Raw genomic sequence first — 13,525 nt, 5'->3', positions numbered from 1 at the left:
CCCCGGTCGGTCACGGCAGGTACTCGAGCTCGATGCGCTCGATCCACGCGCCGATGTGCTCGCGAACGAGGGCGAAGTCGATGTCGGCGCGCTGGACCGAGCCGACGAGCTCGACGACCTCGGGGTTGGCCTGCTCCTGGGCGGCCTCGCTGACCGGCATCGAGTTGAACTGCTCGGCGAATGCGCCCTGCACCTCGCTCGATCCGAACCAGTCGATGAAGGCCTGCGCCTCGGCCTCCTGGTCGGTGCCGGCGATCACGCCGATCTGCTCGGTGACGAAGGGCACCCCGTTCTCGGAGGGCACGATCGCGGTGGTCGTGCCGTACTCCTCGTCGCGGGCGATGATGCCGCCCGAGGGCACGATGCCGTAGTCGACCTCGTCGCGCTCGAAGCGCGCGTAGAGGTCCGTGCCCTCCACGGCTGGGCTGCCGTTGGCGAAGTAGGCCTCGACCTGCGCCCAGCCCTCCTCGGAGACCTCACCCGACTCGTCGACGTACGGGGCGAGGATGCCGGCGACGACGAGCTGCGGCGTCGCCTGGCCGAGCGCCGTGTTGACCTCGTACGTGCCCTGGTACGCGGGGTCGTTCCAGAGGTCGGCCATGTCGGCGGGCGGCGCGTCGGCGGATGCCTCGTCGTAGACCATCACGATGGCCTGGTCGACGAGGGGCCAGTAGGCACCGTCGACGGGGTCGCCGGCATCCTGCGGCACCTCGTCGGCCCAGGCCGGCTCGTACGCCGTGATCGCGTCGTCGGCCTTGAGGGTCTCGAAGAACATGGTGTTGAGCCCGAACACGACGTCGCCGACGGGGTTGTTCTGCTCGGCGAGGATGCGGTTGGTCAGGTCAGCACCGCCGAGCCCGACGATCTCGATCTCGAAGCCGGCCTCTGCAGCCTGCTCGGTCACCCACTCGCCACGGCCGTCGGAGTTGGAGTTCGTGTAGACGATCAGGGTCTCGCCGCTGCCCGCCGCTGTCGCGCCATCGCCTGCCGCAGCGGTCTCGCTCGTCGTGGCCGCGCTGGAGCAGCCGGCCAGGAGGATCGATCCGAGCGCCAGGAGCGCTGTTCCGCGTGCTGCGCGAGTGTTCAGAACCTGCATGTCGTAGGCCTCTCTTCGGTGCGTGTCGATCTCATGCGTGGGATGCAAGGTGACGCGCCGACCGCGGGTGGCCGCGCGCCGGCCCACCGTATTGAGGGGCAGTGAACAGGCCGTGGGCGGCAGGTGAACGCACGGGAACGAGCGGTTCGGGAGCGCGGCTGAGCTGCCCGTCGGCGGCTGCGTCACCCGAACAGCTTGATCGGCACCAGCCCGTGGCCGGTCACGCTGATCACCCAGGGGCCGCCAGACCTCCGCGCCCGCTTGAAGATCGCACTCTCGTTCTCGAGGTAGCGCTCGGCTTGCTGCGGTCCCGTCAGCTTGCTGGTGCCGAGCGCGAACACGCGAGCGGATGCGCCGATGACGGCCTGCGCCTCCAACGGACGCTTGGCTACGGCCTTGTCGGCGGTGAGCAGTACCTCTCCGGCCTCCGCTGCATCACGGATCCAGTCGACGTCCGCGAGTCTTTGAGCGTCTGCGCTTCCGTAGCGCTCTCGCAGAGTCACGACCTGCCAGCCTCTGAGGCGGAGGGCTTCCGGTACGACGTGATCGCCCAGGTTGCGATCGGCGAAGAACTGGAGGGCGGTCACTGGATCGCCTACGCGGCAGACAGCGCTAGATTCTCGACGGTTCCGGGCGGCAGTTCGAAGTCCGATGCGACTTCGGCGATGGTCTCGCCCGCAGCGATTCTCGACAGGATGTCTTCGACGCGCACACCGTAGTCCGTGAGCGTCGGATGACCGTAGTTGATGCGCGGGTCGATCGTGACTGCCGCGCCGTTTGCGCGGGGGATCCGGAGCTGTCCGACGAATCCATCTCGGTACTCGACATGCTTCAGATGCTCGCGGACGATCTCGCCGAACATCGTCCGGCCGTTGCGCACCACGACGAGACGGTTGTCGTCGAATACCGGGTCCTCGCCTCGCAGGTCCCAGAGGATCTCCGCTCCGTCAGTCTTCAGCTGCTCGCTGGCGAGCGCGTGCTCGAGACCGATCTGCGTGCGCAGCTGCTCAAGCGCGGGACGGATGCGAGACACCGGCACGCCAGCCCTTGTGAACGCTCGCACCAGCCAGGCTTCTGCGAGTCCGATGAACGGCACGGTGTAACCGCGTCCGCGCTTGCTGAGCGTGATGAACGGCGGCTTCCGGTTCCCGGACGCCGTCGTATAGCCGCTGGCCCAATGGTTGAAGGTCGACTGCGGAAGGCTGATCATCTGCGCAGCTTCGCTCTGCGAGTAGACAGGGGTCAGGAGTCTGCTGTCCACGATCCGTCTCCTCCCGCTCGCCTCCAGGGTAGTGCGAGGGGCGTCCCGGGCCCGCAGCGACGCCGGCCGGTCAGTGCGCGATGTCCGGCTCCGATGCAGGCACGCTATCCGAGGCTCCTGACGTTCCCGCCTTGGCGAAGGGGGCGTAGGGGCGCTCCCCCTCGGCGATCTCGCGGTTGCGCTCGGTGAGTCGGGAGACGAGCGCGTCGGCATCCTGTGCGATCGACTTCGGCCAGCCGTAGGCAGCGACGACCGCCTCGTCGAGTCGCTTGTGCAGCGCGGCGAGGTCCTGAAAGGCGCCCTCGTCCATCAGGTTGTAGAGCTTCGTGAGACCCAGGCCGTGCTCGATGCAGAGCTCGCTGCGGCGGGCATAGAGCGCGCGGGACGCCTCGGCGATCGCCTCGCGTTGCGTCGGGTCAACCGGCTCCGGCCAGGGGAAGGTCATGAACACGCTGGTTGGCGTATAGCGCAGGTCGCTCTTGAACGTCGATGCGTGCGACCACGCCCATGCATCATGTGCTCGCGACATGAGGACTCCAAGGCTGAAGTCGTCGTCGAATGAGAAGACGTTGACCGCGTTGCTGGGCAACACCGATGCTGGCTGCCACGCCAGTAGAAGGCGCTTGCCGGTGGCTGTCCCGACGACGTAACGAGGCAATCCTGCGATCGCTCGTCGCATCTCGCCGCGGGGGCGCCCGAACTGCCACCACTTCGTCCGGAACCCGTCGTCGGAGTTCTCGTCGCGCTCGGGCTTGACCCGGTCGCGAACCCAGTCAAGGGCTGCCCCGTACTGGCGCGCGGCCTCCAACGACATCACGCCGAAATCGATGGCCCAGCGACTCGCGCTCTGGTCCGGGGCCGTGGTGACGTCCTCGCCAATGACATACGGCTTCAGCACCGACGAGGAAACGCCCTTGCCCCGCAGGTGTTGAGCCTCGTTCTGCGTAAGGATAAATCCACGACCGACGGGGATGGGGCCCTGAAACGCCCTGTTGCGGTTCGCGCTTAGGCGAGCAGGCTTCCACTCAGTAGTGACGGGACGCAGGGACGTAGTGATGCCTTCGACTACCCGCCCGTCGAGTTCGAAGTGCGGTGCGCTGCCGGACGAAGGCTTGGTCCAGTTGACAATGCTGACGTGCACCTTTGCTTCGCCGGGCCACTTCTGACTCGACACTGCATCGGTGATCACTCCACCTTGGGCGATGATGTACTCCAGCGACGCCGACCGAGCTCGGTTCTGCGCGATTGAGTTCGTTCCCACGAGGCCTGCTCGCTGACCTGCCCTCATGTGCTCAACAGTCTTGCGGAACCAGTAGACGCACAGGTCCTTAATCCCTACGCGGAACCGCTTCGCGAGCCAGTCCACGTACTCGTCACCGAGCGATCCCCGTACGAACTGCGACCCAACGAACGGCGGGTTGCCGATGATCGCGTCCGTCTCAGGCCAGTCGACGCGCAAGGCATCCGCCGCACGGATCGCCGACAGGTCCTGCAGCGGCAGCACCGGCTCGGCCTCGCCGTAGCGGTCGACCATCTGGCGGTGCCCCATCCAGAGCACGACGCGGGCGATCTGCACCGCGACCTGCTCGATGTCGATGCCCTGCACGTTGGCGAGCGGGTAGTAGGGCAGGTCCTTCGGGGCCGCTAGGCCGTCGCGCGCCGCCAGGCTCGCGACGCGGGCCTTCAGCTCGGCCTCGAGGCCCCGCAGCTCCCGGTAGGCGACGTAGAGGAAGTTGCCGCAGCCGCACGCGGGGTCGAGCACGCGGAAGTGGCAGAGCTCGTCGAGCAGCTCGCGCGCCTCGGCGCTCGTCGCGACCGCCTCGATGCGTTCGCGCCACGGCCGCACGATCGTCGGCGTGACGATCTTCATGATGTCGGCCTCGTGCGTGTAGTGGGCGCCGAGGCTCGCGCGCTGCTCGTCGCCGAGCACGCCCTCGAGCAACGAACCGAAGATCGTCGGGTTGACCTGCCGCCAGTCGAACTCCGATGCGCGCTTCAGGTGCAGCAGCTCGTCGCGCGTCAGGTAGACGGCATCCGACTTCGCGAAGAGCTCGCCGTTCACGTAGCGGGTGCCGGCGTAGATGCCCCGCCGGTTCTGGTCGCCCTTCTGGTTGAGCAGCCGGAAGAGGTACCCGAGATCGCGCGCCGAGTCGGGGTCGTCCTCGCGCAGCAGGCGCTCGACGAGCTGCTGCAGCGGGTAGCCGTCGAGCATGCCGAGGTCCTCGGCGAAGAGCGTCCACACCAGCTGCATCGTGAATCGCTGGATCTCGTCGAGCGGGGCTGCACCCCGATCGGCCATCGAGCGGTAGAGATCGGCGATGTGGCGCGCCGCATCGGTGGTGAGCTCGCGCCGGTGCTCCGAGAACACGGGCTCGATCGACTCCGACTGCAGGAACAGCAGCGCGTCGTAGTGGTCGGGCAGCTCGTCGAGCGTGAAGCGCGCCCTCGGGTGGTTCGGGAAGCGGCCCGGTTCCCAGATCTCGAACTCGTGGAAGTTGCACGCGATCACCCAGCGCGCGGCGGGGGTGTCGCTCGTGGGGTCGCTCGACTCCTGCCAGTAGCGCCGCCGTTGGTCGGCGGCCTCCTCGAGGCCGCGTCCCGGCTTCTTCATCTCGACGATGAGCACGCCCGGCTGGTGCAGGTCCATGAAGCCCGCGGACGAGGCGAAGTGCTCGAACTTCGCGCCGGCCTCGGTGCGGTCGCTGCCGTACGCGGCGTAGAGCTCGTTCAGGAAGGTCTGCGCCTCAGCCCGCTCGCTGCCCTGGTAGGTGCGCCACTTCGCCACGAAGCGGCTCAGGGCGTGCTGGATCTCGGCGCCGGAGCGGACCGCCATCAGAACATCTGGAGGGAGTCGAGGGCTCCGTAGTAGGTCTGCTGCATGAGGCGCTTGCGCGACGCGCGCAGCACCTCGAGCTCGCGGTCGAGGGCGAGCTCGGCGTTCGGGTGCGCACCGGTCTTCCTGATGGACTTCAGCGCCTTCTCCGCGCGCGAGATAGCGTGCTCGAGGTTGAGCAGCACCGCCGAGATCTCGCCCATGGCGGCCTCGCGCTCCTTCTCCTCGCGCGTGCGCTGGTCGAGGTTGGTGTGCTGCGCGTTGCTCATCGGGTTCCTCCGGTGCCTGTCGTGGCCACAGTACTGCCGGCCGCCCACGTTCGGGCGACCGGCAGCATCCGTGTGGAGAGGATCAGAAGTCCCAGTCCTCGTCGGCCGTGGCCTCGGCCTTGCCGATCACGTACGAGGAGCCCGAGCCCGAGAAGAAGTCGTGGTTCTCGTCGGCGTTCGGCGACAGGGCCGACAGGATCGCCGGGCTGACGTCGGTGACGGTCGACGGGAACAGCGGCTCGAACCCGAGGTTCATGAGCGCCTTGTTCGCGTTGTAGTGGAGGAACTTCTTGACGTCCTCCGTCAGGCCCACCGAGTCGTAGAGGTCGGCCGTGTACTTCGACTCGTTCTCGTAGAGCTCGTAGAGCAGCGAGTACGTGTAGTCCTTGATCTCGGCCTGGCGCTCGGGCGTCAGCTGCTCGAAGCCCTTCTGGAACTTGTAGCCGATGTAGTACCCGTGCACGGCCTCGTCGCGGATGATGAGGCGGATGAGGTCGGCGGTGTTCGTGAGCTTCGCGCGGCTCGACCAGTGCATCGGCAGGTAGAAGCCCGAGTAGAACAGGAACGACTCGAGCAGCGTCGAGGCGATCTTGCGCTTCAGCGGGTCGTCGCCCTCGTAGTAGTCGATGATGATCTCGGCCTTGCGCTGCAGGTACGGGTTCTCCGTCGACCAGCGGAAGGCCTCGTCGATCTCCTTCGTCGACGACAGGGTCGAGAAGATCGACGAGTACGACTTCGCGTGCACCGACTCCATGAACGCGATGTTCGTGTAGACGGCCTCCTCGTGCGGCGTGATCGCGTCGGGGATGAGCGAGACGGCGCCGACCGTGCCCTGGATGGTGTCGAGCAGCGTCAGGCCGGTGAAGACGCGCATGGTGAGCGTCTTCTCCTCGGGCGTCAGCGTGCCCCACGACTGCACGTCGTTCGACAGCGGCACCTTCTCGGGCAGCCAGAAGTTGTTGACGAGCCGGTTCCAGACCTCGAGGTCCTTGTCGTCCTCGATGCGGTTCCAGTTGATCGCCTGCACCAGGTGGTTGTGGCGGTGCTGGCGCTGCTGGGCCTCGGTCTGCGGCTTGCCGGCGCCGAGCGCCGCCTCGACCTCGTCCCGCTCGGCCTCGATGGCCTCGCGCGCCTGCTCGGCGTCGACGGGCGACTCGGCGATCTCGTCGAAGGCCGAGCCCGCCTGGGTGTCCTGGGTGTCCATGTCCTGTTCCTTCTCCGTCTCGTCGCCGCGCGTCACAGCATGCAGCTGACGCAGCCGTCCACTTCGGTGCCCTCGAGCGCCAGCTGGCGCAGACGCACGTAGTAGATCGTCTTGATGCCCTTGCGCCAGGCGTAGATCTGCGCCTTGTTGATGTCGCGCGTCGTGGCCGTGTCCTTGAAGAAGAGCGTCAGCGACAGGCCCTGGTCGACGTGCTGCGTGGCCGCGGCGTAGGTGTCGATGATCTTCTCGGGGCCGATCTCGTACGCGTCCTGGAAGTACTCCAGGTTGTCGTTCGTCATGAACGGCGCCGGGTAGTAGACGCGGCCGAGCTTGCCCTCCTTGCGGATCTCGATCTTCGACGCGATCGGGTGGATCGACGACGTCGAGTTGTTGATGTACGAGATCGAGCCGGTCGGCGGCACCGCCTGCAGGTTCTGGTTGTAGATGCCGTGCTCCTGCACGAGCGCCTTGAGCTCGCGCCAGTCGTCCTGCGTGGGGATGCGGATCTCCGACGCGTCGAAGAGCTCCTGCACGCGGGCGGTCGCCGGCTTCCACTCCTGCTCGGTGTACTTGTCGAAGAACTCGCCCGACGCGTACTTGGAGCGCTCGAAGCCCTCGAACGTCTCGCCCTTCTCCCGCGCGATGAGGTTCGACGCGCGCAGCGCGTGGAACAGCACCGTGTAGAAGTAGATGTTCGTGAAGTCGAGGCCCTCCTCGGAGCCGTAGTGGATGCGCTCCCGGCCGAGGTAGCCGTGCAGGTTCATCTGGCCGAGGCCGATCGCGTGGCTCATGTCGTTGCCGCGCGCGATCGAGGGCACCGAGCCGATGTGCGACTGGTCGGAGACCGCCGTCAGGGCGCGGATGGCCGTCTCGACCGTCTTGCCGAAGTCGGGCGAGTCCATCGACAGCGCGATGTTCATCGAGCCGAGGTTGCAGGAGATGTCCTTGCCGACCGACTCGTAGTCGAGGTCGTCGTCGTAGGTCGACGGGGTGTTGACCTGCAGGATCTCGCTGCAGAGGTTGGACATGTTGATGCGGCCGTCGATCGGGTTGGCCCGGTTCACCGTGTCCTCGAACATGATGTACGGGTAGCCCGACTCGAACTGGATCTCGGCGAGCGTCTGGAAGAACTCGCGGGCGTTGATCTTGGTCTTCGTGATGCGCGAGTCGTCGACCATCTCGTGGTACTTCTCGGTCACCGAGATGTCGCTGAAGGGCACGCCGTAGACGCGCTCGACGTCGTAGGGCGAGAAGAGGTACATGTCCTCGCCCTTCTTCGCCAACTCGAACGTGATGTCGGGCACGACGACGCCCAGCGAGAGGGTCTTGATGCGGATCTTCTCGTCGGCGTTCTCGCGCTTCGTGTCGAGGAACCGCATGATGTCGGGGTGGTGCGCCTGCAGGTACACCGCGCCCGCGCCCTGACGGGCACCCAGCTGGTTCGCGTACGAGAAGCTGTCTTCGAACAGCTTCATCACGGGGATGACGCCGGACGACTGGTTCTGGATCTGCTTGATCGGGGCGCCGTACTCACGGATGTTCGTGAGGTTGAACGCCACGCCGCCGCCGCGCTTCGAGAGCTGCAGCGCCGAGTTGATCGAGCGGCCGATCGACTCCATGTTGTCCTCGATGCGCAGGAGGAAGCAGGAGACGAGCTCGCCGCGCTGCTTCTTGCCGGCGTTGAGGAACGTGGGGGTGGCCGGCTGGAAGCGGCCGTTGACCATCTCGTCGACGAACGCCTCGGCGAGCCGCTCATCGCCCTCGGCGAGCGCGAGCGCGACGTTGACGACGCGGTCCTCGTAGCGCTCGAGGTAGCGCTTCCCGTCGAACGTCTTGAGCGTGTACGACGTGTAGTACTTGAAGGCGCCGAGGAACGTCGGGAAGCGGAACTTGTAGCCGTAGGCGCGCTTCATGAGCGACTTGATGAACTCGAAGGAGTACCGGTCGAGCACCTCGGCCTCGTAGTACTCGTTCTCGACCAGGTAGTCGAGCTTCTCCTTGAGTGAGTGGAAGAAGACCGTGTTCTGGTTGACGTGCTGCAGGAAGTACTGGTTCGCAGCCTCGCGGTCCTTCTCGAACTGGATCTTGCCGTCCGGTCCGTAGAGGTTGAGCATCGCGTTGAGCGAGTGGTAGTCCATCGCCGACGTCTTGCCCGTCGTCATCTCGGGCGTCACTGTCGCCATAGTGCATCCAATCCGTCGTTGACGACGCGCACGTCGTCGGGGGTTCCGAAGAGTTCGAAGCGGTAGAGGTGCGGCACGTTGCACTTCTGGGCGATGATGTCGCCCGCGAGCCCGTAGCCGGATCCGAAGTTGGTGTTGCCGGCGCTGATCACGCCGCGCAGGTGCTTGCGGTTCTCCTCGTCGTTGAGGAACTTGATCACCTGCTTGGGGACGGCGCCCTTGCCGTCGCCGCCGCCGTACGTGGGCACGATGAGCACGTAGGGCTCACGCTGCTGCAGCGGCGGCTCGGAGGCGTGGAGGGGGATGCGCGAGGCCGGTCGCCCGAGCTTCTCCACGAAGCGGGCGGTGTTGCCCGACACGCTCGAGAAGTAGACGACGTCGCCCACGGCTGCCCCGATCACGGCGGTGCGGCTCAGGCCGCGAGGATCGCCTTGATGCGGTCGGGCTGGAAGCCCGACCAGTGCTCCTCGTCGGCGATGACGACGGGGGCCTGCATGTAGCCGAGGTCCTTGACGGTCTGCAGCGCCTTGTCGTCGGCGGTGACGTCGAAGATCTGGTACTCGATGCCCTGCGCGTCGAGCGCGCGGGTGGTCATCGTGCACTGGACGCAGGCCGGCTTGGAGTAGACGGTGACGGTCATGAGCGGCTCTCCTCGTGTGGATGCTCTGGTGCTGGGAAGCGGTCGGCCGGGGCCGGGCTCCCACTATATGTGGGGTCTGGCGGGGAGCAACGACACAAGATGGTGTGTTTCTCCACACCTCTATCAACAAGAATCCCCAGGCTGTGATTCCCGGCGCGGAACGACGCGGAAAAGGCTGTGGAGAGCGGCTGCTGACAGCTGTGCACGACTGCCGAAGTCGTCTCCGCGACACGCCGACGGAGACTTACAGCGGTGTGGTTCGCGTGCTGCACGGGCGCCTCCGGATGCTCTGTCGCACCCTCGACGCTACGTCCGGCCACCCACATCGGAGCGGGGTAGCCTGCCCGCATGGAGGGGACCCCGGCGGGCCGGCGGGCGCCCGCGCCCGGCGATCCGCGCATCCGGCGGCTGCAGCGCGCGGCGCTCGTCGTGGCGGGGCTCAACCTCGCCTACTTCTTCGTGGAGTTCTCGGTCGCCGCAGCGATCGGCTCGGCCTCGCTCATGGCCGACGCGGTCGACTTCCTCGAGGACGCGGCGATCAACGTGCTGATCGTGCTCGCCGCGGCGCTCCCGCTCGCCACCCGCGCCCTCGCGGGGCGCGCGATGGCCCTGCTCATCCTCATCCCCGCGGCGGTGGCTGCCTGGCAGGTCGTGCAGAAGGCGCTCGAGCCCGCGCCCCCGGACGTGATCGCGCTCGTCGCGACCGCGGGCGGCGCCGCCGTCGTGAACCTCGTGAGCGCGCTGCTGCTGGCGCGCCACCGCACGACGGCGGGGTCGATCGGGCGCGCGGCCTTCCTCTCGGCGCGCAACGACGTGCTCGTCAACATCGCCGTCATCGCGATGGGCCTCGTCACGTGGCTCACGCGCTCGGGCTGGCCCGACGTCGTGCTCGGCGTCGTCATCGTCGCCATCGCCCTGCACGCCGCATGGGAGGTCTGGGAGGCGGCGGGCGAGGAGCGCCTGCTGGCCAAGCAGCTGCCGCGAGCCTGAAGCGCTCGCTCCGCTCGCATCCAGGCGCGGCGGGTACCGTCGCCGCCGTACCCCAACCAGACAGCGACAAGGAGGCAGCACCATGGCCGACATCACCGGCAAGAAGGTCGCGTTCGTCCTGACGGACGGCTACGAGGACTCCGAGCTCACGAGCCCCTGGGAGGCCGTGCAGGGCGCCGGCGGGCAGCCGACGCTCCTCGCCCCGAAGGACGGCCAGGTCGAGGGCAAGAAGGGCCACACGCAGGCGGTCGACGGGCCCGTGTCGGGCGCCGACGCATCCGACTACGACGCCCTCGTGCTCCCGGGCGGCGTCGTGAACGCCGACCACCTGCGGATGGACGAGGACGCGGTCGCGCTCGTGCGCGGCTTCGTCGAGTCGGGCAAGCCGATCGGCGTCATCTGCCACGGCGCGTGGATCCTCATCGAGGCGGGCGGCGTCGAGGGCCGCACGATCACGAGCTACCCGAGCCTGCGGACCGACCTGCGGAACGCCGGCGCCCAGTGGGTCGACCAGGAGGTCGCGACCGACAAGGGCCTCGTCTCGAGCCGCACGCCCGACGACCTGCCCGCGTTCAACGCGAAGGTCCTCGAGGAGATCGCCGAGGGCGTGCACCCGCGCTGACCCTCGCGCACGCACGACGGAGCCCGGCACGCAGGTCGTGCCGGGCTCCGTCGTGCGGCGGCGGTGTGGATCGCCCAGCCGCGGGCGCTCAGTCCTCGAGCCACCCGAGCTCGCGCCCGAGGGCGGCGAGCGAGGCGAGCAGGCGGGCGTTCGTGGCGTAGCCGAGCTGGCTCGGCAGCGCGAAGAGCACGGTGCCGGCCTCCTGCACGGCCTCGTCGGCGAGCAGCCGCGCCGCGACGTGCTCGGGGTCGCCGGCGTAGGTGGGGCCGCTGCGCGCCGCGCTGCCGTCGAGCCGGCCGACCCCGTCGCGCCGCTCGTCGGCGAGGCCGAAGTAGCGGCGGTCGTCGTCGGTCGCGATCGGGAACGCGCTGCGCGTGACGGCAGTGCGGGGGCGGATGCGGTGGCCGGCCCGCGCGTGCGCCTCGCGGTAGGCGCGCACCTGGTCGGCCTGCTGCACGTGGAACGGCCGGCCGTCGTCCTGCAGCAGCAGCGTCGACGAGAGCAGGTGGTAGCCGTGCTCGCCGGCCCAGAGCCCCGAGGCGTGGTTGCCGGCGCCCCACCAGAGGCGGTCGGCGAGGCCGGGGGAGCGCGGCTCGATCGGCAGGTCGGGGCCGCCGCCGGTCTCGACGGCTCGGGCGGAGCGCGCCATCGGCTCGCCGCGGAGCGCCCGGCGCAGGTGGGCGGCGCGCTCGCGCGCGACATCCGACCACGACGCGCCCTCGGGCAGCGGCAGCCCGAAGCGCTCCTGCCCGTCGACGGCCCGCTCGGGCGAGCCGCGCGAGATGCCGAGCTGCAGCCGCTCGCCCGCGAGGAGGTCGGCGGCGCTCGCGAGCTCCGCCATCGCGAGCGGCTGCTCGTAGCGCAGGTCGATCACACCGGTGCCGAGCTCGAGCCTGCTCGTGCGCGCGCCCATGGCGGCGAGCAGCGGGTAGGGGCTCGCGAGCGACTGGTCGAAGTGGTGCACGCGCACCCAGGCGCCGTCGAGGCCCGCCTCCTCGGCGGCGACGGCGAGGTCGACGTGCATCCGCAGGGAGTCGCCCGCGGTCGGCACCCGCGAGCCGGGGATGTCGCGGTAGTGGCCGAAGGAGAGGAATCCGAGCTGCTTGCGCACGTCGGGGAGAACCGGGCCGGATGCGCCGGCATTCCATCCGCGCGGGGCCGGCCCGGCGCACGGCAGCGCCCCGCCGTGGCCGGCGGGGCGCTGCCTGCTGTGGAGCGGTGCTGCGCTCGTCAGTCGTCCGACTCGGGCGACTCCGCGCTGCCGACCGAGGGGACCGACACGGGCGACTGGGCCGAGATCGGCGACTGGGCCGAGACCGGGCTCGGCGCCGAGTACGGCGTCGGGGCCGACTCGGGGGCGGGCGCCGGCGCGGGAGCGGGCGCGGGTGCCGGTGCCGGTGCGGGAGCGGGCGACGGGGCCGAGGCGGGGCTCGGCACCGAGGCGGGCGACACCACCGAGGCCGGCGAGGCGGCCGTGGGTGCCGACGCCGTCGACGTGGGCGAGGGCGCCGACTGCGTGGCCGACGGGGCGTCGGTCGCCGACGGGGTCGAGGTCGCCGAGACCACGGAGGCGTGGTCGCCCGTGACCTTCATGCTGAGCGACTCGCGGTCGAGGATGTCGCCGCGCACCTGCGCGCTGTCGACGACGCGGCCCTGCGCGTCGCGCAGCTCGACGGCGTTCGCGACGCCCGCCGCGCTCGCGGCGATGGCGCCGAGCCCGAGCGCTCCGACGGTGCCGAGGGCGATCCACTTGGTGTTCATGCTGTTCCTCCTGGTGATCCGGGGTGCTGCGTAGTGATGACCACTGTCGCCGGTGCCGGTGAGGCGAGGAGGAGGGGTCGGTGAGAGGCCTCTCATCACCCTCCACAGCCGCGCGGACGGGCCCTGCCGCCGCGCGCATCCGAGGTCCATGATGGAGGCGGCGCCGGTGGGGCGCCGCACCGAGCATGCGGAGGAAGTCGTGGCGAAGCAGCAGCAGGACGACACGCTGTCGGACGTCGAGCGCGAGGCGGTGAAGCAGCGCGCGGCCGAGCTGCGCGCCCAGTCGTCGCGCAAGGGCGCCGGCAAGAAGGAGAAGGACCGGCGGGACGTGCTCGACGTGATCGAGGGCCTGCCCGAGCCCGACAAGGGCCTCGCGCAGATGGTGCACGAGGTGGTGTCGGAGGTCGCGCCCGACCTCGACCCGAAGACCTGGTACGGGTTCCCCTCCTATGCGCGCGACGGCAAGGTGCTCGTCTTCTTCCAGCAGGCGTCGAAGTTCGACGAGCGCTACTCGACGCTCGGGTTCCAGACCAACGCCAACCTCGACGAGGGCGCCATGTGGCCGACGTCGTACGCCCTCGTCTCCGACACCCCCGAGGTGCGCGAGCGCATCGCCGCGCTCGTGCGGCAGGCCATCAGCTGAGGCGGATGCGCGGGTCGGGAATG

Annotated in this window: 14 protein-coding genes; 3 read left to right on the top strand and 11 right to left on the bottom strand. The window is 68.8% G+C overall.

Going from position 1 to position 13,525, the window contains the following annotated elements:
* Nucleotides 1-10: 10 nt before the first annotated feature.
* The 9 genes from MU522_RS04135 to nrdH form a co-directional block, all read right to left on the bottom strand.
* Nucleotides 11-1,096: an extracellular solute-binding protein gene (locus MU522_RS04135; RefSeq protein WP_246992686.1), complete on the bottom strand. Its 1,086-nt coding sequence runs from the start codon at nucleotides 1,094-1,096 to the stop codon at nucleotides 11-13.
* A gap of 182 nt (nucleotides 1,097-1,278) precedes the next feature.
* On the bottom strand, nucleotides 1,279-1,683 hold the full coding sequence (locus tag MU522_RS04130; protein WP_246992684.1) for a hypothetical protein: 405 nt from the start codon (nucleotides 1,681-1,683) through the stop codon (nucleotides 1,279-1,281).
* 8 nt (nucleotides 1,684-1,691) lie between these two features.
* Complete coding sequence (locus MU522_RS04125) at nucleotides 1,692-2,357, bottom strand: DUF433 domain-containing protein (RefSeq protein WP_246992682.1); 666 nt, start codon at nucleotides 2,355-2,357, stop codon at nucleotides 1,692-1,694.
* Between the two features lie 70 nt (nucleotides 2,358-2,427).
* Nucleotides 2,428-5,142, bottom strand: coding sequence for a DNA methyltransferase (locus tag MU522_RS04120; RefSeq protein WP_246992679.1), 2,715 nt, complete (start codon nucleotides 5,140-5,142; stop codon nucleotides 2,428-2,430).
* A gap of 47 nt (nucleotides 5,143-5,189) precedes the next feature.
* On the bottom strand, nucleotides 5,190-5,459 hold the full coding sequence (locus tag MU522_RS04115; RefSeq protein ID WP_146354759.1) for a hypothetical protein: 270 nt from the start codon (nucleotides 5,457-5,459) through the stop codon (nucleotides 5,190-5,192).
* A gap of 82 nt (nucleotides 5,460-5,541) precedes the next feature.
* The gene (gene nrdF, locus MU522_RS04110) at nucleotides 5,542-6,663 is read right to left on the bottom strand and encodes a class 1b ribonucleoside-diphosphate reductase subunit beta (protein ID WP_205649660.1); all 1,122 of its coding nucleotides are present in this window, start codon (nucleotides 6,661-6,663) and stop codon (nucleotides 5,542-5,544) included.
* Between the two features lie 32 nt (nucleotides 6,664-6,695).
* Complete coding sequence (gene nrdE, locus MU522_RS04105) at nucleotides 6,696-8,846, bottom strand: class 1b ribonucleoside-diphosphate reductase subunit alpha (RefSeq protein WP_192575806.1); 2,151 nt, start codon at nucleotides 8,844-8,846, stop codon at nucleotides 6,696-6,698.
* Complete coding sequence (nrdI, locus tag MU522_RS04100) at nucleotides 8,834-9,232, bottom strand: class Ib ribonucleoside-diphosphate reductase assembly flavoprotein NrdI (protein ID WP_128189978.1); 399 nt, start codon at nucleotides 9,230-9,232, stop codon at nucleotides 8,834-8,836. Before nrdI ends, nrdE begins: the two co-directional genes overlap by 13 nt.
* A 26-nt stretch (nucleotides 9,233-9,258) precedes the next feature.
* On the bottom strand, nucleotides 9,259-9,486 hold the full coding sequence (nrdH, locus tag MU522_RS04095; RefSeq protein WP_128189966.1) for a glutaredoxin-like protein NrdH: 228 nt from the start codon (nucleotides 9,484-9,486) through the stop codon (nucleotides 9,259-9,261).
* A gap of 348 nt (nucleotides 9,487-9,834) precedes the next feature.
* Between nrdH and MU522_RS04090 the strand changes: the two genes are divergently transcribed.
* Both MU522_RS04090 and MU522_RS04085 read left to right on the top strand, forming a co-directional pair.
* Nucleotides 9,835-10,476 carry a cation transporter gene (locus MU522_RS04090; protein WP_246992677.1) on the top strand — a complete coding sequence of 214 codons (642 nt, stop codon included), beginning with the start codon at nucleotides 9,835-9,837 and terminating at the stop codon, nucleotides 10,474-10,476.
* A gap of 82 nt (nucleotides 10,477-10,558) precedes the next feature.
* Entirely contained in the window at nucleotides 10,559-11,098 is a 540-nt protein-coding gene (locus MU522_RS04085; RefSeq protein ID WP_128189965.1) for a type 1 glutamine amidotransferase domain-containing protein, read from the top strand.
* Nucleotides 11,099-11,186: 88 nt separating this feature from the next.
* On the opposite strand, the gene MU522_RS04080 is transcribed toward MU522_RS04085, so the two are convergent.
* Together MU522_RS04080 and MU522_RS04075 are read right to left on the bottom strand one after the other, a co-directional pair.
* Nucleotides 11,187-12,209 carry an LLM class flavin-dependent oxidoreductase gene (locus MU522_RS04080; protein WP_246992675.1) on the bottom strand — a complete coding sequence of 341 codons (1,023 nt, stop codon included), beginning with the start codon at nucleotides 12,207-12,209 and terminating at the stop codon, nucleotides 11,187-11,189.
* A 119-nt stretch (nucleotides 12,210-12,328) separates the two neighbouring features.
* On the bottom strand, nucleotides 12,329-12,859 hold the full coding sequence (locus tag MU522_RS04075) for a hypothetical protein (RefSeq protein WP_246992673.1): 531 nt from the start codon (nucleotides 12,857-12,859) through the stop codon (nucleotides 12,329-12,331).
* 199 nt (nucleotides 12,860-13,058) lie between these two features.
* Here MU522_RS04075 and MU522_RS04070 point away from each other — a divergent pair, with 199 nt between their 5' ends.
* Nucleotides 13,059-13,502 carry a hypothetical protein gene (locus MU522_RS04070; protein ID WP_246992671.1) on the top strand — a complete coding sequence of 148 codons (444 nt, stop codon included), beginning with the start codon at nucleotides 13,059-13,061 and terminating at the stop codon, nucleotides 13,500-13,502.
* Nucleotides 13,503-13,525: the final 23 nt, after the last annotated feature.

Origin of the sequence: Agrococcus sp. SCSIO52902 (assembly GCF_022983135.1) — a bacterium.
Lineage (GTDB): Bacteria > Actinomycetota > Actinomycetes > Actinomycetales > Microbacteriaceae > Agrococcus > Agrococcus sediminis.
The sequence above is the reverse complement of the archived record's forward strand: the minus strand, read 5'-3'. Positions and strand labels throughout refer to the sequence as shown.

Coding starts and splice junctions, on each gene's coding strand:
- nrdE (WP_192575806.1), bottom strand. CDS start 8,846: ATGGCGACAGTGACGCCCGAGATGACGACGGGCAAGACGTCGGCGATG.
- nrdF (WP_205649660.1), bottom strand. CDS start 6,663: ATGGACACCCAGGACACCCAGGCGGGCTCGGCCTTCGACGAGATCGCC.
- MU522_RS04075 (WP_246992673.1), bottom strand. CDS start 12,859: ATGAACACCAAGTGGATCGCCCTCGGCACCGTCGGAGCGCTCGGGCTC.
- nrdH (WP_128189966.1), bottom strand. CDS start 9,486: ATGACCGTCACCGTCTACTCCAAGCCGGCCTGCGTCCAGTGCACGATG.
- MU522_RS04085 (WP_128189965.1), top strand. CDS start 10,559: ATGGCCGACATCACCGGCAAGAAGGTCGCGTTCGTCCTGACGGACGGC.
- MU522_RS04115 (WP_146354759.1), bottom strand. CDS start 5,459: ATGAGCAACGCGCAGCACACCAACCTCGACCAGCGCACGCGCGAGGAG.
- MU522_RS04135 (WP_246992686.1), bottom strand. CDS start 1,096: ATGCAGGTTCTGAACACTCGCGCAGCACGCGGAACAGCGCTCCTGGCG.
- MU522_RS04090 (WP_246992677.1), top strand. CDS start 9,835: ATGGAGGGGACCCCGGCGGGCCGGCGGGCGCCCGCGCCCGGCGATCCG.